We start from the raw sequence: 21,693 nt of genomic DNA on the forward strand, positions 1-21,693 counted from the left end.
CGCAGCACGAAAAATGCGGCGTGAGCAAAAATCGCTATGCCGTTGCGCAGCAAGAGAAACGGCCATTAGTGCGGCCTGCAGCATGGATCAGGCGTCGAACTTACAGGTCGCGGGACGGAGCGGGCTTTGTGTCAAGCTCGCCAAATGGCTGGTTTCTGCGCTTCGCGACATGGCCGCTATGTAAGATCCGCGCGGTGATTAAGTGACGCCCAACTTAATTTACCTTGGTTTGCAGCAGCGCAGCGCAAAAAGCAGTCGTTCAAGACTTTCGAAAAACGTATCCGTAGTAATTACACGCGCCGAAAAATGTGCCCTCTACAACAGCGGCTTTCAAATCGGCAGCAATGGCATCTGCCTCGTCCTCTGAGCATACGCCTGCACTCAAAAGCATCGGACCGATCGTGTCGACAAGGCCAGCGAAAAAATCCGGCTTTCCGACTTCGGCTATCAAATACGAAAAACATCTTTCAATCGACAGTCTTGCCGATTTTGCCATTCGCGGCAGCCTTCGCATGGCCCGAGGTTGCGTTACCGTGGCTTCAATCATCGCATTGTCGATTTCAGCGGCCCGTCCCGCGTCAGCAGTCTCAAGCGTTGACGACGCGTAATCATCGTCGAAAATCACAATCGCACCGCCTGCTCGCGTAACCCGGGCCGCTTCCTGAAGCGCGACCACGGGATTGTCGAGATGGCTGATCAACGTGTGCAGAACCGTTACGTCAAACCGACTGCCCTCAAAAACAAGGCTTCGTATATCGCCGGCTTCGAATGTCGTCTTACTCGAGAGTCCTTCCGACGTTGCCAGATCGCAGGCCTTGGCCACCAACTGAGGGCTGAGATCGATGCCTGTTACTTGACCGGCGAACCCATCTAGGCCCGCAATCCTGCGGGCGACGACTCCCGTTCCGCAGCCGAGATCTAGAACCTGTTGTGCGTCCGTAACGCTTACCGCGTCTAGATAGTCGTCAATCATGCCCAGAAACCGCGTGTCTTTCCCGCGCGCTTCAAGCCGAGACGCCATCATTTCCAGCATATTGCTATCGACCTGATCTGCAATTCGGTATGGATCGTCTGCCATTGGTTTCGCGCCTCTTCGATTGATTGTGTGCTGTACGATGCTCGCCAGTCGGCTGCTTTCCAGTCTAGCTCAAGCTGTAGAAATTGTCGTCGTGTGTGCAACTCACGCCAAAAAACGTCTTGCGTCAGCGCAATAATTCTGCGTCCCAAGGCGGGGCTGGTATGTTTCCAAATCAGGGCGCTTGATCAATCGCGTGCGCGCATCTCCAAAGCATCTTCGGTTGTCAGGATATTTTCGGCGTAACCCCACGAACCGCTGTTCACTTCATGTACGCGGACGGACGTTCCGGCCCTGACAGTCTGACCCGCGACTTCGCCAAATGCGTCTGTCACCTTTCGGATGATCTCGGCTTTCTCCTCCGCCGAAAATACACCTTCTAGAACTTGGATATCGATGGATGGCATCGCCTTCTCCTTTGTTTGTGGTCTTGCAGAAGATCGATCAATTGAAAGATCGTCTGGCACGCAACATGACAGATGATGTTCCTCCGTGTAAAATTGCCAACCAAAACTGAAAGGTGCCCGAGAATGACTGCCATGATTTCCTTCCGCTCTGTCGTTGACCCTGCAGATTGTGATTTTCTGGGTCACATGAATGCTTCGAGATACTTTGCCGCCTGTTCAGACGGTGTTATCGCCATTCAATCAGAGATGGGGTTGACAGCCAGCGACATGCGCTCGGGTCGCAGGCTGTCGTTTGCAGTCGTACATGCCGAAAGCGATTTTCGATCTGAGTTGTCTGCAGGAGATTCAATTCGACTGGAGACATCAATCATTGAGATGGGTGCCAAATCCATCACATTCCGGCACCGGCTTGTAAGGTCCGAAGACGATGCAACCGCGTTTGAAACGGTGTTCAAATGTGTGATGCTGAGTCTGGAAACACGCAGAGCAGCGGACATTCCGGATGAAGTCCGAAAGAGGGCGGACGCCTGGCAGGAAGACGCCCCCCAACAGACATAGGATATAGCCTTCACTTCATCTGATGGCAGAATGCGTGGCTGCAAAAAGACAATGCGAAGAAGATTTGAATGTTCAGAACTGAGGGGAGGGAAGACATGACGAACACGGAATGGCAACTCAGCGGCAACATGGCCGAACGATACGAAGAATACCTCGTACCCGTCATTTTTGCGCCGTGGGCCAATCACCTGATCGAGCGCGCGGGCCTTGCTTCCGGCGACAGTCTTCTCGACCTTGCGTGCGGAACAGGCATTGTCGCGCGACTGGCAACTCGGTCAGGTGTCATGACGACAGGCGGTGACATCAATCCTGGTATGTTGGCCATTGCAGAAGAACGCTCGGCAGGGCTGGACGCAACTTTCCATTCGGCAGATGCACAAGACCTGCCTTTCGAGGATGAAAGTTTTGATGCCGTCATATGTCAGCAAGGCCTTCAATTCTTTCCAAACAAGCTCGGCGCGCTGTCCGAGTGTTTGCGGGTCATAAAGCCAGGTGGCCAGGCTGTGTTTTGCACGGCGCGTGGGTTGGAGGAAAATCCTTTAATGCAGGCACAGGTTACCGTCTTTGGCAGGCATTTTGGCGAAGAAACAACCGGGGCGATCCGTGCCGTTTGCGGTTTTCCCGATCCCGATGAGATGCGTTCTGTATTCGAAAGCGCAGGTTTCGGGCAGGTCGCCGTTGAGAAAGTTGTTCTTGATCTTGAAGCTGAAGATGGGTCCGCATTTGTGAACGGATTGATGATGGCCACTCCGGTTGCCGACCGCATAGCGGTAATGACCCCCGCTGACAGAGCGACACTGCACGACGACATCCTAAAAGGGTTTGGAACCTGCTATGATGGTGCAGCGCTGCGTTTCCCCCATAGCGCCAACGTCGTTGTAGCATCGCGTTCGGTGTGAACTCTTAGGGGGCACCATTCAGGGAAGCACCTTCAACGAACGGCGGGTCCAATTCGGCGTGCCGTTCGCTGCAACACGCACCAACTGAAAAGGCGCGGGGCTTTGCTGCCCTTTGCCATGCTTGTTACAATGTCCGCATTGGCACATGAGGCTGTGCCAAATCTGGCGTTCTTCCCGTCATTTCGAAATAGGGCAGCAAATACCTTTGTGATCAGGCTGACTATGTATCTACATCCAATGCCGTCATGAGACTGAAGACCTGCCTTCGCATCCAGCTGGCCATTGGGTTATTGTCGGATCGCTTGTGCCAGATGCCAATGATCAGCGCCGGATCAATCTCCATCGGCGGCTCAAACACACATAGCCGGAATGAATTGGCTACCTTCGATGCCAGTTGCGCAGGCACGAGCGCAATGAGGTCGCTTTCGCTCACCGCGCGGCAGACGCCGCTGAAGACGGGAACGGTCATCGCAACTTGTCGGCTTTTTCCGACCCGGTTTAGGGCTGCATCACCCATCGCGGTCAAGTTGCCTTCGGGAGAAAACAGGACGTGATGAAGCGCGCAGAAGACGTCCATCGGCATGTGCATCCCATCCTTCAGTTCCGCGGTGCCTGGATTGCCTGCGCGCGCGATCACGTGGAACGGAGAACTGAACAAAGGCTCCCGGTTGACCCATTCCGGCAGCGCCAGGTCGGGGATCAGCGCGATGTCGGCGTTGCGCCGTTCAAGGCTTGCCACGTAATCGTTGGGAACAAGATCGACGAGCTGCGCCCTGATGTGTGGCGCTGATTTCTGTAGGAGATCACCCAAGGGCGGCATCAAAAGCTCGGCGAAAAAGTCGCTTGCTGCAATCCTGAAAGTGCCTTCGGCGGTTTGTGGGTCAAAAGCAGCCGGTCGGGTGAGCAACGCCTCCAGACGCTCAAGCTCTTCTCTCAACCCGGCTTCGAGTCCCGCCGCATAGTCTGTGGCGACCAACCGGTTGCTCTGCCGGATGAAAAGTTGATCACCCAATGCATGGCGCAGACGGGAGAGAGCTCCCGAGACTGAAGATTGCGACATGGCCAGCCTGTCGGCCGCCTTGACGGTTGATCCATCGCGAAAGAGGGCGTCAAGCACGCGAAGAAGGTTCAGGTCGAGCGTTGCGAAATTCACCTAGGCGATATCCTTTATCGGATAATGCGATTTGCCTGATAGGTTGGCCTTCCAGTAGGCTTATGTCAACGAAAGCGCTTTCGTTTCAATCCACTGCCAAGGGAGAGAGACGATGAAAGATCTGGCCCAAATCGACGGAGCCATCGAATGGCTCGGTGTTCAATACAAGACGATCCTGACCCCCGAACAAACCGGCGGATCAATGTCCATCGTGGATAGCTGGTCTCCGGCAGGGAGCGGCCCCCCACGTCATGTGCATAAGAACGAGGACGAAACTTTCGTGATCATGACCGGGGCCTGCAAGTTCTGGCTGGAAGGTGACGAATTCACGGCAGGCGCGGGCGAAAGTGTCTTCATTCCCCGGGGCAAGGAGCATACCTTCAAGGTCGTTGGCGATAAGCCGTGCCGCCATCTGGTGATCCTCACACCTGGTGGTTTCGAGGGGTTCTTTGCGGATATGGCGGCTGGCCAGTACCGCATCCCGGAAGACATGCCTGCCATCGAAAAATCCGCAAAGCAGCACAATATGGCCTTCACCGGCCCACCACTGGACTGACCAAATGACAGAAAAACATATCGTTTACCACATTCCCGTCTGCCCCTTTTCACAGCGCCTGGAAATCCTGTTGGCCCTGCGAGGGCAGACGGACGCGGTCGAATTCAGGGTCGTGGACATCACCAAACCGCGCGATCCCGAATTGCTGGCCAAGACCCGTGGCACGACCGCCTTACCGGTGTTGGAAACCATTGACGGTCGCATCCTGAAAGAGAGCCTGGTGATCTTGCGCTATCTTGATGAGGCCCTGGACGGCCCCCCGCTGCGCCGAAGCGATCCCCTCGAACACGCGATTGAATCGATGCTCATTGCCCGCGAAGGCCCCTTCACGATGGCAGGCTATCTTTTCGTCATGAACCAGGACCGCGCGCGTCGGGATGAGCATCTGGAAAAATTGCTGGCGATTTACCGGGACATCAATGATTTCCTCGTCGATCAGAACCCGAAAGGTACTTACCTGTTTGAGGACTTCGGTCTGGCAGAGGCCGTCTTCACACCGATGTTCAAACGCTTCTGGTTCTTGGACTACTACGAGGATTTCGAGCTACCAGCAGGCAGCGCCTATGACCGCGTTCGGGCTTGGCGCAATGCGTGTATGGCCCATCCCGCGACAGAGCAGGTGGTCGAAGAGGAGATCGTCAAGCTCTACTACGACTACGCGCTTGGCGCAGGAAATGGCGCCCTGCCGGAGGGACGCACCGTTTCCAGCTTCGCATTCGAGCCCGGTTGGAAGTCAAGACCGATGCCCCCCAAGGACAAGTATGCCGGAACGGTCAGCGATGGCACGCTCGGCCTCATTGCCTGATCCATCGAACCGGTAGCAACTCGTAGTCAGGCAATCGCTCAGATTGCAGCATTGGTGACTTTGAGCTCTTCTTGCACCTTAGCTGCGCTGATCACGAGTGGCTGGTTCAGGAAACAGCACCTTTCGCTGCACCGCGCACGAACTGGAAAAACGCGGGACATAGCTGAATTGCCCCTTAACGTTCGAAGGTCTCCTAGTGGCAGAAGTCTGGTGTCAGGCAACTTGCCAGTTATGAGGAGCGATTCCACACTCACTTTAAGCGGTTTTGTGGTGCGTCACTGTTGCCCGCCCCACGAATTTCCAGATACGCCATGCCAGGGCGTTTGATGGACGCTTCCAGCATCGTTACTGCATCGCGGGTCAGTGATGGCGATCCGTATCTGTCTTTCAGCGAGTTTAGGACTTCATCCTTGGTGATGATGTCCTCTGCAACGAATGCGCCTGCGCGCCGTGCAACTTGGGTCAAGATGGAATCTCGCACATCACCCAGCGCCGCGTTTGAGAGCCGCCAAAGATCGAAATCAAATATCAATCGGCACCGATCGACGCCATATTCTTCGATCACCGACTTTCGCCCTTCGGGCTTCAATCCAGTGCGACGAAGAAGGCGTCCGGAGGCTTCGTTTATCATGTCCCAGTAGCCGGCATAGATGACCCCCAGATCGTCAAGGGAACGAAGTCTCTCACCCAGTGCGTCAGCAGCTTCGCTCATAAGCCCGCGACCATGCCATCGAGTTCCCAATGCATAGAAATATTCGCCGTTCCAGCGCTGGTGTTCGCTGCGTTCCATGTAAAAGCCTGTAACGCCTGCCAAGGCTTGATCGGATTTGGGTACGACCGCAAAAAGGCCCATCCCACCATCATCCCAAATGCCACCGTCGCCATCGATCCCCATGATCGAGGTCCAGCGCTCGGATTCCGCGATAGCGCTTTCTGGCGTTCTGATGTCATGCGCCAGCATTCCCACGACATTCGGGTCTGAAAAAACCACCTGCGCGATGTCTTGGGTGTCTTGCTTGGCTACCGGCCGCAGAATAAGCCGATCTGTTTCGATGATCATTCTACCGCCACCTCCTGAATGCCGCCGTCTGTTTGCAAAATAAAGAACGCCCTCGAGGGCACCGGCAGAGACATGATGTCAGGCTTGGACAAATCAGCGTGAATTCCCCGCAACACCCTGCCTGCCAATCCATGCGAAACGATAATCTTATGTTCGTTTGGGTCCTTGGTCACGTCTTCCATAAAACGCGCAAGGCGAAACTGAAAAGCATCAAAACCTTCACCTCCGGGTGCGTTGAAATACCATTCGCCGGGCAAGCCCCCATCGCGCGCACCGGGCCATTCCGCGTCGATTTCATCGTAGGTAAGCCCGTCCCATGTCCCAAAATCGATCTCGGATATTCGTTCATCCGTCACCGTTTTTCTTACACCTGAAAGTTCCGCCAAGATGATTTCGGTGGTTTCCAAAGCTCTGGTCAAGGGGCTAGTGAATACCGCACAATCGCCATCTCCAACCTCTCGAGATATCACGCGGGCAGTTTCTTGGGCGAAGGATCGTCCAGCTGCTGTAAGCGCGGCCTGGCTCCGACCTTGCAAGCGCCCTTGCACATTCAATTTGGTTTCCCCGTGACGCAACAAAAGTATCATTCTTAACCTTTCGCCTTCGTCTTTCAGCATGCTGCAATTTCACCTTGGCGAATAGCCATACGGGCGGCAGCGATTGGATGACCATTTCATCGTGAACAAGAGAAGAGGTTCACCACAGCCGGAACCCGTACTGTATCTCCCTCGGAGAACTTCCCGAAGGCCGCCATCACGGCGCTTTCAATCGCCGCCTCATCTGCTTCTGACCCCGAGTAGGCTTTCATGATGCGCGCCGCGGGGCCGACCTTGCTGGCAGCGCGCGCAGCACTTGCAACCCCTCCGGGGGGTGTGAGAACGATGTCTACCGGGATTGCTTCGATGTTGGAGAGGCCCGCCCGAGCCATGAGATCGGCGACACGATCACAGTCCTGAAATGCGGTAGGGCCAGGTGCTGTCGGGTCTCCTTTTGGCTGTGCCCCTAGTCTTTCCTCCGCCGCTTTTCTGGGGATATCGAACCACGGGTTCTGCGCCACCGAAGCCCAGCAAACAAAGACCATTCTGCCATGATCTTTCAGTCCATTGGACAGGTTCTTCAGAGCCGCAACGGTGTCTGAAAAGAAGCTCATTCCCAATCGCGAGACCAGAACATCGAAGTGCTGAGGCGAAAAATCGTGGGTTTGGGCATCAGCCAGCAGGAATGACGCGTTCTGTACTCCAACCGCTTTCGCCCTTTGGGCAGCGCGTGCGAGAAGCGGATCAGAGATATCTACCCCAAGGACTTTGCCAGCCGGAGCGCGTCTGGCGGCTTCAATGGTGCTTGCTCCGGTTCCACAGCCAATGTCGAGGATGTGGTCCGTCGAGATAATGTCAACCATATCCAGCATCATTTCCAACATACCCGCCATTGCCGTATCCAGCGCACGTTCGTGTTCGATCCACTTCAGGCCTGCGGGTGAAGCCCAATAATCAGCCTGCGCTTTGTTTGCTTCCATGATCTGCCACCCCTGTTTTGAACAACTTAGCAGGCATTCATGCCTGTGCACCCCCGACACGATACCGCTAGGGTTTGGTTGCGGAAACCAACAGATAGGGCCAACGCATCTTGATCCCTTCGTCGTCACGAAATGCTTCAGCGCCATTTCTGATATCGTTGATTATTGCCTGCTTGGCGTCTGACGCCTGCGCATCAATGAGCATGGGCGCACGGACAATTCCCTTGTAAAGTAAATCGAGCAAGTCGTCGCCAGTCTGGCCGCGCCAGATGGCGACCTTCTTTTGACAGGTGGCCGAAACGAAGCCGGAGGCCAAAAGCACCTTTTCTGCTTCTGCGGCCTGTGCAAATCGAAACGGCGGCGGGGCGGGCGGTAAATCGACGTCCATCGTACCGTGTTTGTTGATTGCGGTCATCAACAGGCCCATCATGTCCCACCCTTCGTCAGGTGGAAGCCAAGCGGTATAGGAATAGGACCCGCCCGGCTTCAGCACGCGGGCGGCCTCGGAAATGGCGCTGTCCGGATCAGCGACGTGCCACAGCCCAAAAGCACAGGTCGCCGCATCAAATATCGCGTCTTCAAAGTACAGCTTTTCGGCGTCCCCGACTTCAAACACTGCTGACGGCACACGTGACCGAGCAATGTCGATCATCGGTTCTGCAAAATCCACGCCCGTCACTTTTGCACCAGCAAGAGCAGCAGCTTCAGCCAGATCCCCAGTGCCACAACAGATGTCAATCAAACGACACCCAGAGATATCACCCAATCCCGCAAGCAACGGGTCAATCGCCTGTCGGGTTACACCCGCAAAGTGATGGTCGTAGAAGCGGGCCTTCTCAGCCCATCCTTGATGTTCCAATTCTTTAAAGCTCGCCATGCTTCCTCCCGCAAATCTCGCTGTGGGGGAGGCTACAAGAAATAAAGCGTTTTGGCGAATAAATGCGTGAGCGGCCATTATTGACAACACAACATTCTGCACTTCTGGCTCAGAGTTGCCCAAAGCCAGTGCGGCATCACCGATGATGAGCGCAGTCTTGACCCAGCCGTTTACCCAACGACCTAGACATCTAAGATTTAACTATTTTCTCGGATGCGTTGACATCCCCACCTCGACAGCCGGTGTTGAGGCACCGCGCCGCGAAATAGGACTGCGAGCCCAATGCAAACAACTCGCCAGGCAAAACCCAATCTTATTGGACGGAAACATGTCCGGGTGGTAGATTGGACAAACGTGCTGGTCATTGGGGGAGATTGAAATGCGGATTGCGACGATGGCAACGGGTGGAATTGGAGGGTTCCTTGCTGTCAAGCTCGCAAATAGCGGACATCAAGTCGCCACCATCGCTCGCGGCGACCACCTCGCCGCAATCGTAGAAAATGGCCTCACCCTCTTGGACACTTCTGGCACTGAACTCGCCCATCCCTGGATTGCGACTGATGACCCGTCAGAAGTTGGTGAAGTCGATGCAATTATTTTCGGTGTCAAAGGCGATGCATTGGAGGCAGCGGCCCGTGCCTGCCTCCCCATGCTGGGCCCGGACACAGTGGTGGTGCCATTCCTAAACGGTGTTGAGGCATCTGACCGATTGCTCGATATTCTACCCGAACGGAATGTCGCAAACGGAATGGCTCAGGTGTCCACCACGATTGCAACTGCTGGTGTCATCAAGAAGACTGGCGAATTCAATGTCTTCACGTTCGCGGAGCGTGACAGCAAGCCGTCAGGAAGAATTGATTCCTTGCGGCAGGCAATAAATAAAGCTGGTTCCACAGCACCGGTCACCGATAGCATTGAACGTGATGTCTGGTCCAAGTTCGTGCTGTTTTCTGCCGTATCCGGTGTTACGGCGGCGGGACGATGCACCATAGGCGATATCGTTTCTATACCAGAGTTGGGCGAATTATTTCGCCAAGTTGTTGCGGAGACTGCCGCAATTGGGCGTGCGTTGGGGGTCTCCCTGAGCTCTGACATTGAAAGCCGAACCTGGACTGCGGCGAGTGGCCTTCCAACTAGTATGCGAGCGTCCACCGCGATTGACCTTGAGAATGGTCGGCCGCTGGAAATCGAATGGATTTCAGGCGCTGCGGTCAGGCTCGCGAAAAAGGCCGGAATAAAAGCCCCAATCAATGAGGCTTTGTATGCGCTCCTATTACCGCACCGGCATGGTGCGCGAAAGTCCGTGTAGTAAGCAATACGGTCAAGGTACGAGCAATTTACCTACCATTTTTTCGCCGAACGGACGAATGTCGAGTTCGAATGTCCATGCAGACTTGTCCTGTTTTACTAGCATCAGCGCCGTTTCTGCGATGTGCATAGGATTGATGAAAAATTCATCAGGCTCATTTGGTGCAAAGTTGGTACGAGTTTCCGCCGTATCAATGACGCCATCAATCACCAAATAAGCCACATGGACCCCTTTCGGCCCTAGCTGTTTCGCAAGGGCATTTGCCAAAACTCGTTGGGCTGATTTTGAGGGCGCAAAGGCGGTGGTCCAAACGTTCCCTCGTAACGACGCTGTAGCGCCTGACACTATGATTGCACCTGAACCGCGTTCGGCCATCTGCGGGCCAAGGAGTTTAGCCGATGTGAAAAGACCCGATGCCCCCACGCGCCAACTTTGCTCAAATTCGACCTCAGACACGTCATCGAGTGTTCCGAATTGGGCGAGGTCGGCATTGTAAATGACCACGTCAATCTTGCCGAGGTCACTCTGAGCGGACATTAGAGCATCCCTTAGGCTTTCAGGGTTTCCCGCGTCACAGGCATAGGCCTTCATTGAAGTATTGTTGTCTTTGTTGCCTTCAAACTCCGCACCTGACCTGCTCAGGAGGGCAAGATCATAACCATCATTTTGGAAAACCTCCGCATAGGCCGCCCCAAGGCCCGGCCCGAAGGTGCAGAGAGTGACTGCTCCGAGCCCTTTTGTGCCCAAACGATCCAAACACCACCGACCCCCCTACCAAAGCAATGAATTGCGCACATTTCCATTGATGCTTAAGCTAACTGGGAAAAGCAGTAGGGAGTTGTCGGCGGAAAGCATGTATAAGTCATTGGCCTTGATCTTCTTCCTAGCCTTTGTTTGGGCTCCTTTTGGCAATGCGGAAGGCTTGTTAGACGGCAAAACTTTTTCAGGCATGATCGGTCCCGCAGAAAATCCCGACTTGCCGGATAATCTCTACTTCGACGATGGACATTTTTGGTCCCAGATCTGTACCCGTTGTGGGTTTGTTCCTGGCGTTTATCAGGCTGAGGAAACTGCAGAAGGCGTCCGTTTTACTGGCACCCTTGAAAGCGAAAGCCGTGGACGCTTTGACTACGTGGGGGTCTTGAAAGACGATGGCTCCGTCGTTGTTTCTGTCGTTTGGGAACGCCGCCGCTGGTATTGGACATCCACACGCGAAATCATGTTTGTCGGTGCGCTTTCGGAACCCGTGCTAACCGTGTCGCTTTCCAAAACCCGTCAGGACATGCAAACCATAGACCCTGACGGCAATCCCTTATGCGCCCGTTTTTGACGCGGCTTTGGGAAAAGCGGAAAGCTATTGTTCTTTATGGGTTACTCCTCCTCGGCGGATGGTTTCTGGGCGACGCCCTGAAAGAAATGACAGTCCCCGAGATGCGCCCAATGAACGAGCTGATGATACACCGCATCGTCATGACAGCATTCATCGCATTCATCGTTCTGGCAGCGTTACCCTTTGTCCCCGGTGCGGAGATAGGTTTTGCGCTTTTGTTGCTATTTGGCGGTCCCATTGCACCATTGGTCTATCTGGGAATGGTGGGGGCGCTGCTTGTCTCTTACACCCTCGCAAGGTTGGTTCCACTCTCATTCATCGGCCGCGCAATGGAATGGCTTGGATTGAAAAAAGCGTCAAGCTTTGTCGTACAGCTAGATGCCGTTACGCCAGATGAACGCCTAATCGCCTTGTCTTCAATCGTCCCATCAAGGATCGGACAAAAACTGTTGAAACACAGATACGCGCTGTTGGCTGTTGCGTTGAACACCCCAGGCAACTCGTTGCTAGGCGGAGGAGGAGGACTAGCCTTCGTTGCTGGAGCATCAGGTTTGTTTGGCTTTTGGCAATTCCTGGGGGTAGTGTTATGCGCTGTAGCACCAATTCCACTGTTCTTCTTTTTTGCATGAGAACCGCAAATACTAAGGGCTGCTTAGTCCGCTTTGCACAAAGATTAAGGTGTTGCGTAGATCCGTTGAGACCGCCGCCCATAGTTGCCTAACTATCAGGGTCAGCGATTGGCTGGCGCACTAGGCAAAGCAGACGATAAGAGAGTGAGCCAAGGAACTTTCTAATAGCAACGGCCTCACCGAGATTTCACTGTTTATTTGCAACTAGGTGACAGCAAGGTCGAATTGTGCGATTTATCCATATGTCAGGCCGGAACAGATATTTTGGCACGGTTGAGCAACAGGGCCTCGAACGCAGAGCAGATTTATTGTGGCAGATTGTCAAAGACGATCCGAGCTACTGCTTTCATGGGCGTGCAGTCGGGCTTCTGAAGCGACGTGCAGTAGACGTGGGGGCTCAGATCGCCCTCGCTAGACTTCAGGGACTTGGCCCATCTCCCCAACTGACACCGGAAACTATTGAGGCGCGCATTTCCGAAATCGAGAGTGCGGACCTTTCTGTGGAGGTCCAACAACGTTGGAGCGCCGACGAACTAGGTGTCACCATGTCCAGGGATTTCTTGCGCAACAGCGCCCTGCCAACCGAACTCACCGTGTACGAGATTGGGATCAATACGTCTGATGAGGAATTCGACAAGATTGATGATCTAACTCAGTCCTGTGGGATATTGTTGCCGTCCTCAGCGTTCTTGCGTGGTGACGCTGGCCCAGCCGTTTGCCTCTTTGCAAAGACTTCCGATGGAAGAGTGATTGGGTTTGCTGCGGCCCTTGTTCAGGCTACTTGTGCTCCGTCCGAGCAAGGCAAGGTGTGGTGGGGATTTCTCTCCACCAGCGATGAATGGCGCGGTCGCGGCATTGCCAAAGTTCTTGGAGCTATGGCAATGGTCTCAATGGCGGATCGGTACGGCCTCTCAAACTTTGAGACCGGAATACTCAGTGAAAACGCAGCATCTATTGCAGTCTCAAAGAAGCTCGGGTTTTCGACATCCGGTTTGTTGGACTTACTGGCCATTGATGCTCAGACCCTTTCGAAAGGATGATTTTTTAGTTTATCCTCTAAAGGACAGCTGCCCTGCGGTTTCAAGGGGTGGCTGCAACACAGGCTTCAAATTTCTCTGCAGGGGTTTGGTATTGCAAGGTCTTTCTGGGCCGCTCGTTGAGGTGGCGGGCGGTCGCGCTGAGTTCGGCCTGACTGAAGCCTGATATATCTATGCCTTTCGGGAAGTACTGCCTGAGAAGTCGGTTGGTGTTTTCGTTACTGCCGCGCTGCCACGGAGACTGAGGATCACAAAAATAGACGTCGATTTTGGTGGCCATGGTGAACTTGCGATGCCCTGCCATCTCTGATCCACGATCCCAAGTCAGGGATTTGTAGAGCTCCTTGGGCAGATTTCGCGCCTGCTTGATGAGGGCCGTGATAACGCTTTGGGTGTCCTTGTTCTCGACCTTCGCCAACATCACAAATCGGGAATGGCGCTGGACCAGTGTGGCGATGTAACTGACCTGGCCTTCGCGGCATTACACGCGCGCGGTGATGACGTTCGAAACATGGGGGAAGCGCATTGCAGAGCCATTGAGGCAATCGCCAAGTCCCAAAAGGAACGCTTCCACAGCACGCTCAACAGCGCCATCTGCCAGTCCTGACAGCTTGTCTCCGGTGTGCATTCCGCCCATTGCGCCTTGGGCAAATACCCTCGCATCTGGATGTTGCAGCGTAAGGGTTGTCGATTGCACCGCGACGTTCTGGAAGCCCGCATCCTCGAAAAGACGGCGAATTTCATCACCATCTGGCAGGCCACAGATTGCACGAACAGCGTTCCCTGCATTCTCTCCGACATGGGCGTCAAGTGCTGCCGCCTGTGCTTTCAGCATCGGGTTAAGGTCAATTTCTTGCTGAACGCAGCACGCAACGCGGCCACCAGGTTTAAGCACGCGATGCAGCTCCAAAAGAGCTGCGGGCCGATCGGGAAAGAATTGTAGAGCTTGCTGACAGAACGCAACATCGAACTGGTTTTCGTTGAACGGTAACGCACCTGCATCTGCTTCAATCCACTCGGCATCCAGGCCAGCTTCTTTCGCCAGAACACGCGCCACGTCGAGCATCGCGCCATTATGATCCACGCCGACGAGGCGTCCTGGATTGGAAATGAGTTTTGGTATCTGCCTCGTGACTACACCGGTCCCACACGCCAAGTCGAGAATATGTTCGCCATTTCCCGGTTCGGCACGGCGGATCAGTTCGCTCGCCCAAGGCTCAAATATGACCGGAACGAGCACTGACTGGTATCGCTCGGCGAATGTTGATGCTCCCATGACTACCCCTCCAAGTCTAATCATAGTCAAATTCGATGCGTGGGCATAGATCGAACCTAGCCCACAATGGGCTCGCAGTCATATTTCGCGGCTCGGTGCCTCAAACCCGGCTCTCGATGAGAGCGATGTCAGCACATCCGAAAAAACAGCGACGTATCCGTTACTTAGCCCACAAGGCGAACGACTGGTTCGAAACCACCTTCATCGCGGGTGACGCTGCATCGGCATCGGGCGGCTCTGAGGCCCAAACTGTCAATCGACAGTGCCTTCATTGCCCTTCAGAACTTTGAACAAAGCCATAACATGTTCTTCGCCGTAGCCTGCTTTGATTGCCTTCTCGAAAAGGCCCCCAACGTGGTTAGGAAACTCGGCATCCATGCCAGCGTCAGTAGCTTGCTGCTTCAACAGTTCGAGCGATGCCTGCCAAACGGATAACGTGGCCGTTCTTTGATCGTAAGTGCCATCTCGTATCGTTCCGACATGATGCTGAATGCGTGCATCATCAGGAAACATCGCAATGAATTTTTGAAGCTCAATCCCCTCCGATTGGCAAAGGTTTGCAGCGTGCAGCATTCCCATGAACTCACCGAAACGGGTCGACAACCAGGCCAGGTCAAGTGTAGACGCGGCGGCGATGTCGTCTCCGAGATAGTCGATCTGCCCGCCTAGGTGACCAATGAGGCCTTCAACCGGCTTGTAGGTAGAAGGAGGCCCAGAAATCAGTATATTACCGTCTTTCGTTCCCAAATCTTGGGGGGCACAGTGAATAGCTCCGTACAGAAACTCAGCGTGTCTTCCAGCCAGCCAGCTTTGGTCTTCTCTTACCTGTTTTGGCAGGCATGTACTGAGTTGAATAATTGTCCGACCATCGAGCAGCGGCTCAACCTGACTTTGCCCAAAAAGGGTAAGAACCGAATTGGGGTCGTCTACACAGATGATTGAAACCGGGCTTGCAACGATCGCGTCTGAAATCGATTGAGCGACTGCGACATTCTCGGCTGCCAACGCCTCTGCTTTTTTGATTGTGCGGTTCCAAACGGTTAGAGGAATGCCTTCTTTTTGGTAGGCTTTGGCAATCGCCAATCCCATCAACCCAAGCCCAAAGATTGTAACTTCGCTCATTTCGTAGTCTCCATAGCAAATGCAAGACGAATACACTGACACTATGCGCAAACAGCAAGATGACCAAGGTCGGCTGTGTCCGCGACTTGATCCTTGATCGTCTCATCCTCGCTGCGATGTGCATGAACGGCCGGTCTTTACGGTGCATTGCGAAACGCAAAACTGCGCGGTTGCAGCAATTCCTATGCTGCGAGCACATGCAGCGCGAAAATCAAATTCACAGAGTGGGCTCTGTGCGGACGAATGCACTGGCAGAGAAACAAGGTTCCAACAACTTCGGATAACGGCCATTCAGCTGGATGCTATTCTCTCTTTGTCAGCGCGGTGCTGATGTCTGGGTTTGGAGGGAGGATTGGAGGGCATATTATGCCAAGAGTCCAACTTCCCGCAGTTACCCCAAAACACAAAGCCTGGAACAAGGGCCGGATCATCGGCCAAAAACGTCCCCTTCTTCCTAAACAAGTGTGGGCCATCCGGGCGCGGCTTGAACTTTCGGGTTATCTTCGTGACCTTGCGCTGTTTAACGTTGCGATTGATAGCAAACTGCGCGGCTGTGATCTGGTCAAACTCGCTGTGGCCGATTTGGTCAAAGATGACCGCGTTCGCGAACGCGTTTCAATAGTCCAGAGTAAAACCAAGAAACCCGTTCAGTTCGAACTTACTGAAAACACAAGAGATACCGTCATTGCGTGGGTGCGATCACCTGAGATGATCGGGTGCCGGTTCATGTTTCCGAGCCGTTTCCACGATCGCCCGCATATCTCAACACGTCAATATGGTCGACTTGTTCGTGACTGGGTTACAGCGATTGGCCTGGAACCCAGCGGATACGGAACACACTCGATGCGCCGAACCAAAGCTGCGGAGATTTACCGCAAGACGGGGAACCTCCGCGCCGTGCAACTTTTGTTAGGCCATACGAAGGTCGATAGCACAGTGCGTTATCTGGGCGTTGAGCTGGAAGATGCGCTAAGCATTGCTGAACGGATCGACATCTGAACGAAGTTGGCGTGCGGCTATTGCCGTTCGCCAATCAAGACCAGGCCTTTATGGTTCCCGCAGCGGTCGGCAGGACTGAGCCCTTTGCGGAAGTGTCAGATTTTCGCTGCGCGCACTCGCAGCACCATATTTGCTGCGGCAGCCCAATTCTCGTAGTTGCATTGCAGCGTCGAGACTGGCCGTCGGCGCAGCGTGCAGCATGGATAGCGATCTGAACTCCCTGATCACAGACAGACCCGCCATCAAAAATGCATTTCAAACGTCGGCTTCGACTTCCGGTATTGCCGATTGGGTAAGGTCAAAAAGTGCCAACAGCCGAATTTTCCCGTGTGGTCCGGGCATCCCCAGTTTGCACGCCGGGGGGATTTGAGTAAGGACTGTTCATGTCCGAGCGCATCGAAATGACTGACCTGAAATCTGTCACGGCGGCGGGCGTCGCATCATTGACGGATCCCACTCAGATTCCGATATGTCTGACGTCAGCGCTTATGGGTCCAAACAGCATGTTTGCTAAGAGAAGGTTTGTTGCTCATCGTAGCCACCGAGGAGTGGACGATGAGAAAGACAACGAAAAGCCCTGGCGAGAAGATCGTCAAAGACATCCAGCAGGCATTCGGGCCAAGCGCCGAGAGTGGTTTTAGACCTCCGACCTAACACCCATGTCTGCTGGGATAGTGATGCATCATGCATTGGAAGTCCAACTCGCTTTGAAAAGCCTCTGGGTTGGATTGCATCATCTCCAGGATGCAATCACGTCTGGCGCGTATCTCATCATCTGAATCTGCTGAGATCGTAGGCCGGATTCTTGCTGAGTTGAAGGCCTCCAGCAAGAGAGCGAGAGGCTTCCAAATTGCGACATGTGCGGTGGCTTCGGTCATCAGTCTGGCCTTTCATCGTTTTCGTTTGTGATGAGGTTAATGGCAGAACGAGGGTTCTGGTATCGGGCTTGATTTTGTGTTGTTCTACAAAAATGAAGAATAAACTCTGGAATTGGTCTGACATCCGGGTTTTCCTGACCGTCGTTCGAGTTGGATCAACCCTGGCGGCATCGCGCAAGCTTGGGATGTCGCAGCCCACAGTCGCGCGGCGGGTTGAGGCCCTGGAACGCGAAATCGAGCTGACCCTATTTGAACGTGAGACGCGAGGTTTCAGGCCTACAGAAAATGGGCGCAATCTTGTCATTGCGGCTGAAGTCGTCGAAGCCGCTGCCACTGAGTTCCTAGAGCAAGCAGCGGAACTAGCTGAAGCCCGTCCTATCCGGATTACAGCCTATTCTGGGAACTTTTCCCCGCGCATGGTCGACATAGTGAACGCTTTTTCGGCAGAGAATCCAGGAGTGGCGTTCGAGTTTCTGCCCTCAGTGAGAGCTTTAGACTTGTCGGCTGGCGAGGCCGACGTCGCCCTGAGGCTGGCCCGAACCGAGCCCGATCCAAACCTGATCTGCAGGAAGGTCAGCGATGCAAAATGGTCTCTTTTTGGCGGCTACAGTTATGCAGAGAAATTCGGTCTTCCCGTTTCAATCGAAGATTTGGGTGGCCACACGTTCGTGACCTTTCGGCGCGGCGACGTCCCGAATGTCATTCACGAATGGCTAGAGCAGCACGCAGCCCCTGAGCAGATCGTCGCCACGTTCAGCGAAATGGACCTAATGCACGCCGCCATTCGATCAGGACAGGGCTTGGGAATTAGCAATGTGAAACTTGTCGAAGCAGACGAGGAACTCATCCAATGCTTTGAATCGATCGACGACCTGACGGCGCCGCATTTGATACTGATCTCGCAAGAAGCGTATCGGCGCCAAGAGGTCAAATTGTTTGTGAAATATTTTGCGCCGCGCTATGCCGCGCTTTTTAGGTAAATTTGCAGAAACGAACAATGTGCGGACACTCGCGAGGCCTTCGCGGAATGCCCGCGCCTTGATCGGGGGTGTCGGAAGTTTGTGGTCTGGGCCTCAAAATTGAGCATTTGTACTTGTCGCCCTTTTTCGCGGCGTCCATTGCGTCCAGCCTGTGGCGCAAGTGACATCCCGCTGTTGGTGCAGCTTTGCCCAATCTGTTAAGAGCCTGGGATATTATTTTGGGGAGGCCGTTGTGCGAGTGTTCTTTTTGGCGTTTGCCGTCGTCATCACAGCGGCACTTGCAAGCGCTGCGCAAGAGGCTGTTTTTGTCATACGGCACGCTGAAAAAGAACTGCGCGGAGAAGACCCGGCCATCACCAACGCGGGCAGAAACAGAGCGGCTGCCTGGGCAGATATGCTTCAACACGCTGGGTTGGATATCGTGATCACCAGCGACGCGAGACGTACTCAGCAGACGGGGCAAATCATCGCGGATAAACTGGGGCTGCCGCTGACCTCGATGAACCGTAACGACACGGCCGGATTGATCGATACACTCAGCTTCGACCACGAAGAAGATACCGTTCTGGTCGTTGGCCATGCCGAGACTATCCCCGGTATTCTCAGAAACCTTGGGGCATCTGAAGAGATCGATATAAGCCAAACCGATTTCGCCAATCTGTTTGTGTTGACCCAATCCGAAGCGAACGACCCTTATCTCATTCGGATGCGGATGCCATAGCGCGATAATACAGAATTGAAGTGCTACGGTTGCGCGTTTAGAATGAGCACATTGCACAGCTCAGGTGAGACCGGGGCCTATGGTGCAGATTTTGGTTATCCTTACCTGTGCAATCGAGGCTGCTAACCCGTCACAAGAGAATGAGATCATGCCAGGTTCATCAGAGTTTCAACTGAGAAATGGCGGCCCGGACGTCTATGAGGCCTGCCTTGTCACGGCTCAAATGGGCCCCTCCGCGCAAGAACTTGTAGCTGCGGCCAAAATTGATCTGGACGAAAGGGTTTTGGACGTGGGCTGCGGCACCGGCGTCGTTGCCAGGACCGCTGCAGCAAATGTGAGGAACGCTGCACAGGTGACAGGCGTCGATGTGAATGCGCCCATGCTGATCGCTGCAGCGGACTTCGCGGAAAGAAGCGGGATCGGGGGTATCGCATGGGTCGAGTGTGACGCTGCGAACATGCCGTTCGAAGACCAATCGTTCGATGTTGTGCTCTGCCAGCAGGGTCTTCAGTTCATGCCCGATCAGAATGGCGCACTGCGCGAGATGGCACGGGTCTTAAAGCCAAATGGCCGTCTTGCACTGAGCGTTTGGAAAGAGCGTTCGCCGTTGGGCGCGGCCCTCGCCAAGGTTTTTGACAGGCGGTTCGGCGAAGATACAACTGCCTCATGGCAGACCATGTATTCGCTTGGTGACCGCGAGGAATTACGCAGCCTCGTTCTCGCCGCAGGGTTTCGCGACGTTCATATCACCTTTGACTACAAGTTCGCCCGGCATTCGGATCCTATCGCCTTCGTCACTGGTGCCGTCGCAGGCTCACCACTTGCCAGTGCGCTTGCTGAAATGCCTGAGGAAGAAAGCAGCATGCTCTACACCGAGATTGTAAAAGAATTGGCAGATTATCATGACGATGGTGGTCTCGCCGCTCCGGCACCTTGCCACACTTTGACAGCGACACTCTAAAAAAGCGTCAGGGGGCTGATCTGGTTGGGGGCGGAATCGTATCGTTACGGCATTCCCGACTTTCGCTGCGCGCCGCCTGAACTGGAAAGGCGCGGGACTTTCCGGACTCGTCCAGATGCAGCGAATGCGAGCGCAGAAACCACTCGCGATTGCATCTCGCTGCGACGTAGCCCATTTCGCCAAAGCGGTCTTTGAACTCTTCCATGAGGCACCAAAAGCAACGAGCCCTAACGGCACCATATCGGCGAGAAATCCGCGATTGGCTGGTGCTCCAAACATCGAAGGGGCGGTGTCATGTCCCCCCTTCGTTCGCTTCGAGTCCTAAGCTTCGGTCAAACAGCCGGGTTTGCGGCCAGCCGGTGGTGGGATGCTTCCGTGGCACGGTTTGCGCCAGTTTCGAGTTTCACGACAACGCGGTAAAGTGTGTCTGCGAGGAATGCGCAAACCATGCAGCGGGCTGCAAGTCCAAAACCGCGTTCGGCCATTGCTTCAAGTTCTGCCTGCGTTTTACCGCCAGCACGGATCACGATCATGTCGAACTCGGTGAGCGGGGTTGTATGAGTTTTGTGGGTCATTGTGTGCCTCCTTTTCGATGCATCCTTAAAATGACAGGTGGCCTTGCCCTTCAGATAGTGCAGGAAATGAAGCGGTCCCGGTACTTTTTATGAACTAGATTGGAGCGGCGGTAAAACCTATGCCTGAAAGTAGGAGGATCTGAACATGGCAACCAAGACATATGGAATCTACTGCCCGACCTCGAAGGCCTGCGAGGTACTGGAACCTCGTTGGACCATTCCAATTCTCTGCGAGCTTTGGGACAGCAACACGCGGTTCAACGAAATCCGGCGCGCTCTTCCCGCGCTGTCACCCGGACTGTTGTCAAAGCGCCTCAAGGAACTCGAAGCCAATGGAATGATCGAACGTGTGGAAAACCGTGCACAGGGCACGGTTGACTATTTTCGCACTCAAAAAGCGATTGAGCTTGAGCCGATTTTTGACGAACTGGCCCGCTGGGCCCAGCGTCATGTGAATGCGGAAATCGCGCTTTCGGATCAGGATGCCGGAATGCTGATGTGGAAGCTGCGTCGGCGGATCAATCCCGAGGAAATGATTGAGGGCCGAAATGTGGTGCGGTTCCGATTTCCCGACGCCACCAGCAAGCACAACACGTACTGGATCGTCGCCAAACGCGGTGCCGAAGCCGACCTCTGCGTTCACGATCCCAAGCTGGAACCGGACCTATATGTGGAATGTGGGGTCGGTGTGCTGACCGGGATCTACCTGGGTCGCCGCAGCCTGGCGCGCGAAATAGATGACGGCAACATATTCATGAGCGGTGACACACGCTTGGCTCGGAACTTCACTAAGTGGCTGCCGCACAATGTCTATTCGGACACCGACGGGATCGCGATGGCGTGACGGGACGATACAGTAAACATATGGAGCGGCTGAGAGTAAGGTGCGCCAAGAAGCGGTGGCATTTTCATAGAGTGGCCACTAGCATCGGGGCCGAATTCTGACGAAGGAAAAAGTCGCGATTTAGAG

24 protein-coding genes and 1 pseudogene are annotated in these 21,693 nt (G+C 54.4%); 13 read left to right on the forward strand and 12 right to left on the reverse strand.

Annotated features, from left to right (window positions below):
- Positions 1-259: 259 nt before the first annotated feature.
- Together C1J02_RS05220 and C1J02_RS05225 are read right to left on the reverse strand one after the other, a co-directional pair.
- Positions 260-1,033 (reverse strand): methyltransferase domain-containing protein, encoded by a 774-nt coding sequence (locus tag C1J02_RS05220; RefSeq protein WP_205389866.1) that lies wholly within the window; start codon positions 1,031-1,033, stop codon positions 260-262.
- Positions 1,034-1,263: 230 nt separating this feature from the next.
- Positions 1,264-1,482 (reverse strand): tautomerase family protein, encoded by a 219-nt coding sequence (locus C1J02_RS05225; protein ID WP_114880389.1) that lies wholly within the window; start codon positions 1,480-1,482, stop codon positions 1,264-1,266.
- A 123-nt stretch (positions 1,483-1,605) separates the two neighbouring features.
- Here C1J02_RS05225 and C1J02_RS05230 point away from each other — a divergent pair, with 123 nt between their 5' ends.
- Both C1J02_RS05230 and C1J02_RS05235 read left to right on the forward strand, forming a co-directional pair.
- Positions 1,606-2,040, forward strand: a complete 435-nt coding sequence (locus C1J02_RS05230) for a thioesterase family protein (RefSeq protein ID WP_162798234.1) — start codon at positions 1,606-1,608, stop codon at positions 2,038-2,040.
- 95 nt (positions 2,041-2,135) lie between these two features.
- Positions 2,136-2,939 (forward strand): class I SAM-dependent methyltransferase, encoded by an 804-nt coding sequence (locus C1J02_RS05235; RefSeq protein ID WP_162798235.1) that lies wholly within the window; start codon positions 2,136-2,138, stop codon positions 2,937-2,939.
- Between the two features lie 220 nt (positions 2,940-3,159).
- Here the strand turns inward: C1J02_RS05235 and C1J02_RS05240 are convergent, their stop codons facing one another.
- Positions 3,160-4,092 carry a LysR family transcriptional regulator gene (locus C1J02_RS05240; RefSeq protein ID WP_114877638.1) on the reverse strand — a complete coding sequence of 311 codons (933 nt, stop codon included), beginning with the start codon at positions 4,090-4,092 and terminating at the stop codon, positions 3,160-3,162.
- 112 nt (positions 4,093-4,204) lie between these two features.
- Here C1J02_RS05240 and C1J02_RS05245 point away from each other — a divergent pair, with 112 nt between their 5' ends.
- Both C1J02_RS05245 and C1J02_RS05250 read left to right on the forward strand, forming a co-directional pair.
- The gene (locus C1J02_RS05245; protein ID WP_114877639.1) at positions 4,205-4,648 is read left to right on the forward strand and encodes a cupin domain-containing protein; all 444 of its coding nucleotides are present in this window, start codon (positions 4,205-4,207) and stop codon (positions 4,646-4,648) included.
- 4 nt (positions 4,649-4,652) lie between these two features.
- On the forward strand, positions 4,653-5,453 hold the full coding sequence (locus C1J02_RS05250) for a glutathione S-transferase family protein (protein ID WP_114877640.1): 801 nt from the start codon (positions 4,653-4,655) through the stop codon (positions 5,451-5,453).
- A 250-nt stretch (positions 5,454-5,703) separates the two neighbouring features.
- Here C1J02_RS05250 and C1J02_RS05255 read toward each other — a convergent pair whose 3' ends face one another.
- The 4 genes from C1J02_RS05255 to C1J02_RS05270 form a co-directional block, all read right to left on the reverse strand.
- Positions 5,704-6,513: a GNAT family N-acetyltransferase gene (locus C1J02_RS05255; protein WP_114877641.1), complete on the reverse strand. Its 810-nt coding sequence runs from the start codon at positions 6,511-6,513 to the stop codon at positions 5,704-5,706.
- Positions 6,510-7,130 carry a histidine phosphatase family protein gene (locus C1J02_RS05260; RefSeq protein ID WP_114877642.1) on the reverse strand — a complete coding sequence of 207 codons (621 nt, stop codon included), beginning with the start codon at positions 7,128-7,130 and terminating at the stop codon, positions 6,510-6,512. Before C1J02_RS05260 ends, C1J02_RS05255 begins: the two co-directional genes overlap by 4 nt.
- 56 nt (positions 7,131-7,186) lie before the next feature.
- Positions 7,187-8,029, reverse strand: coding sequence for a class I SAM-dependent methyltransferase (locus C1J02_RS05265; RefSeq protein ID WP_114877643.1), 843 nt, complete (start codon positions 8,027-8,029; stop codon positions 7,187-7,189).
- A 67-nt stretch (positions 8,030-8,096) separates the two neighbouring features.
- The gene (locus C1J02_RS05270) at positions 8,097-8,906 is read right to left on the reverse strand and encodes a class I SAM-dependent methyltransferase (protein ID WP_162798237.1); all 810 of its coding nucleotides are present in this window, start codon (positions 8,904-8,906) and stop codon (positions 8,097-8,099) included.
- A 379-nt stretch (positions 8,907-9,285) separates the two neighbouring features.
- Here C1J02_RS05270 and C1J02_RS05275 point away from each other — a divergent pair, with 379 nt between their 5' ends.
- Positions 9,286-10,215 (forward strand): ketopantoate reductase family protein, encoded by a 930-nt coding sequence (locus tag C1J02_RS05275; protein WP_114877645.1) that lies wholly within the window; start codon positions 9,286-9,288, stop codon positions 10,213-10,215.
- 12 nt (positions 10,216-10,227) lie between these two features.
- Here C1J02_RS05275 and C1J02_RS05280 read toward each other — a convergent pair whose 3' ends face one another.
- Positions 10,228-10,971 (reverse strand): SDR family NAD(P)-dependent oxidoreductase, encoded by a 744-nt coding sequence (locus C1J02_RS05280; RefSeq protein ID WP_114877646.1) that lies wholly within the window; start codon positions 10,969-10,971, stop codon positions 10,228-10,230.
- A gap of 97 nt (positions 10,972-11,068) precedes the next feature.
- On the opposite strand from C1J02_RS05280, the gene C1J02_RS05285 reads away from it, so the two are divergent.
- From C1J02_RS05285 to C1J02_RS05295, 3 genes are all read left to right on the forward strand, one after another.
- Positions 11,069-11,545, forward strand: a complete 477-nt coding sequence (locus tag C1J02_RS05285; RefSeq protein WP_162798238.1) for a hypothetical protein — start codon at positions 11,069-11,071, stop codon at positions 11,543-11,545.
- Entirely contained in the window at positions 11,530-12,174 is a 645-nt protein-coding gene (locus C1J02_RS05290; protein ID WP_114877648.1) for a hypothetical protein, read from the forward strand. Before C1J02_RS05285 ends, C1J02_RS05290 begins: the two co-directional genes overlap by 16 nt.
- Before the next feature lie 227 nt (positions 12,175-12,401).
- Positions 12,402-13,214 carry a GNAT family N-acetyltransferase gene (locus tag C1J02_RS05295; protein ID WP_162798239.1) on the forward strand — a complete coding sequence of 271 codons (813 nt, stop codon included), beginning with the start codon at positions 12,402-12,404 and terminating at the stop codon, positions 13,212-13,214.
- A 40-nt stretch (positions 13,215-13,254) separates the two neighbouring features.
- Here the strand turns inward: C1J02_RS05295 and C1J02_RS05300 are convergent.
- From C1J02_RS05300 to C1J02_RS05310, 3 genes and pseudogenes are all read right to left on the reverse strand, one after another.
- A pseudogene (locus tag C1J02_RS05300) lies at positions 13,255-13,674 on the reverse strand (IS30 family transposase); the annotation flags it as partial.
- Positions 13,675-13,692: 18 nt separating this feature from the next.
- Positions 13,693-14,487, reverse strand: a complete 795-nt coding sequence (locus tag C1J02_RS05305; RefSeq protein WP_162798240.1) for a class I SAM-dependent methyltransferase — start codon at positions 14,485-14,487, stop codon at positions 13,693-13,695.
- A gap of 252 nt (positions 14,488-14,739) precedes the next feature.
- Complete coding sequence (locus C1J02_RS05310; RefSeq protein ID WP_114877651.1) at positions 14,740-15,609, reverse strand: NAD(P)-dependent oxidoreductase; 870 nt, start codon at positions 15,607-15,609, stop codon at positions 14,740-14,742.
- A 366-nt stretch (positions 15,610-15,975) separates the two neighbouring features.
- Between C1J02_RS05310 and C1J02_RS05320 the strand changes: the two genes are divergently transcribed.
- The 4 genes from C1J02_RS05320 to C1J02_RS05340 all read left to right on the forward strand — a co-directional run bounded on the left by C1J02_RS05320 (position 15,976) and on the right by C1J02_RS05340 (position 20,148).
- Positions 15,976-16,608, forward strand: coding sequence for a tyrosine-type recombinase/integrase (locus C1J02_RS05320; RefSeq protein ID WP_114877653.1), 633 nt, complete (start codon positions 15,976-15,978; stop codon positions 16,606-16,608).
- Positions 16,609-17,578: 970 nt separating this feature from the next.
- Positions 17,579-18,466, forward strand: a complete 888-nt coding sequence (locus C1J02_RS05330) for a LysR family transcriptional regulator (protein ID WP_114877655.1) — start codon at positions 17,579-17,581, stop codon at positions 18,464-18,466.
- 232 nt (positions 18,467-18,698) lie between these two features.
- Positions 18,699-19,187 carry a histidine phosphatase family protein gene (locus C1J02_RS05335; protein WP_162798241.1) on the forward strand — a complete coding sequence of 163 codons (489 nt, stop codon included), beginning with the start codon at positions 18,699-18,701 and terminating at the stop codon, positions 19,185-19,187.
- A gap of 148 nt (positions 19,188-19,335) precedes the next feature.
- Positions 19,336-20,148, forward strand: a complete 813-nt coding sequence (locus C1J02_RS05340; protein WP_162798242.1) for a class I SAM-dependent methyltransferase — start codon at positions 19,336-19,338, stop codon at positions 20,146-20,148.
- Between the two features lie 332 nt (positions 20,149-20,480).
- Here C1J02_RS05340 and C1J02_RS05345 read toward each other — a convergent pair whose 3' ends face one another.
- Positions 20,481-20,723 (reverse strand): hypothetical protein, encoded by a 243-nt coding sequence (locus C1J02_RS05345; RefSeq protein WP_114877658.1) that lies wholly within the window; start codon positions 20,721-20,723, stop codon positions 20,481-20,483.
- Between the two features lie 145 nt (positions 20,724-20,868).
- Here C1J02_RS05345 and C1J02_RS05350 point away from each other — a divergent pair, with 145 nt between their 5' ends.
- Entirely contained in the window at positions 20,869-21,567 is a 699-nt protein-coding gene (locus C1J02_RS05350) for a helix-turn-helix domain-containing protein (protein WP_114877659.1), read from the forward strand.
- Positions 21,568-21,693: the final 126 nt, after the last annotated feature.

The organism is Sulfitobacter sp. SK011, assembly GCF_003352065.1.
Lineage (GTDB): Bacteria > Pseudomonadota > Alphaproteobacteria > Rhodobacterales > Rhodobacteraceae > Sulfitobacter.

Bases quoted from the DNA above. Each gene is read 5' to 3' on its own strand.
- C1J02_RS05220 (WP_205389866.1), bottom strand. From the start codon at position 1,033: ATGCTGGAAATGATGGCGTCTCGGCTTGAAGCGCGCGGGAAAGACACG.
- C1J02_RS05225 (WP_114880389.1), bottom strand. From the start codon at position 1,482: ATGCCATCCATCGATATCCAAGTTCTAGAAGGTGTATTTTCGGCGGAG.
- C1J02_RS05230 (WP_162798234.1), top strand. From the start codon at position 1,606: ATGACTGCCATGATTTCCTTCCGCTCTGTCGTTGACCCTGCAGATTGT.
- C1J02_RS05235 (WP_162798235.1), top strand. From the start codon at position 2,136: ATGACGAACACGGAATGGCAACTCAGCGGCAACATGGCCGAACGATAC.
- C1J02_RS05245 (WP_114877639.1), top strand. From the start codon at position 4,205: ATGAAAGATCTGGCCCAAATCGACGGAGCCATCGAATGGCTCGGTGTT.
- C1J02_RS05250 (WP_114877640.1), top strand. From the start codon at position 4,653: ATGACAGAAAAACATATCGTTTACCACATTCCCGTCTGCCCCTTTTCA.
- C1J02_RS05255 (WP_114877641.1), bottom strand. From the start codon at position 6,513: ATGATCATCGAAACAGATCGGCTTATTCTGCGGCCGGTAGCCAAGCAA.
- C1J02_RS05260 (WP_114877642.1), bottom strand. From the start codon at position 7,130: ATGCTGAAAGACGAAGGCGAAAGGTTAAGAATGATACTTTTGTTGCGT.
- C1J02_RS05265 (WP_114877643.1), bottom strand. From the start codon at position 8,029: ATGGAAGCAAACAAAGCGCAGGCTGATTATTGGGCTTCACCCGCAGGC.
- C1J02_RS05270 (WP_162798237.1), bottom strand. From the start codon at position 8,906: ATGGCGAGCTTTAAAGAATTGGAACATCAAGGATGGGCTGAGAAGGCC.
- C1J02_RS05275 (WP_114877645.1), top strand. From the start codon at position 9,286: ATGCGGATTGCGACGATGGCAACGGGTGGAATTGGAGGGTTCCTTGCT.
- C1J02_RS05285 (WP_162798238.1), top strand. From the start codon at position 11,069: ATGTATAAGTCATTGGCCTTGATCTTCTTCCTAGCCTTTGTTTGGGCT.
- C1J02_RS05290 (WP_114877648.1), top strand. From the start codon at position 11,530: ATGCGCCCGTTTTTGACGCGGCTTTGGGAAAAGCGGAAAGCTATTGTT.
- C1J02_RS05305 (WP_162798240.1), bottom strand. From the start codon at position 14,487: ATGGGAGCATCAACATTCGCCGAGCGATACCAGTCAGTGCTCGTTCCG.
- C1J02_RS05310 (WP_114877651.1), bottom strand. From the start codon at position 15,609: ATGAGCGAAGTTACAATCTTTGGGCTTGGGTTGATGGGATTGGCGATT.
- C1J02_RS05320 (WP_114877653.1), top strand. From the start codon at position 15,976: ATGCCAAGAGTCCAACTTCCCGCAGTTACCCCAAAACACAAAGCCTGG.
- C1J02_RS05330 (WP_114877655.1), top strand. From the start codon at position 17,579: ATGAAGAATAAACTCTGGAATTGGTCTGACATCCGGGTTTTCCTGACC.
- C1J02_RS05340 (WP_162798242.1), top strand. From the start codon at position 19,336: ATGCCAGGTTCATCAGAGTTTCAACTGAGAAATGGCGGCCCGGACGTC.
- C1J02_RS05345 (WP_114877658.1), bottom strand. From the start codon at position 20,723: ATGACCCACAAAACTCATACAACCCCGCTCACCGAGTTCGACATGATC.
- C1J02_RS05350 (WP_114877659.1), top strand. From the start codon at position 20,869: ATGGCAACCAAGACATATGGAATCTACTGCCCGACCTCGAAGGCCTGC.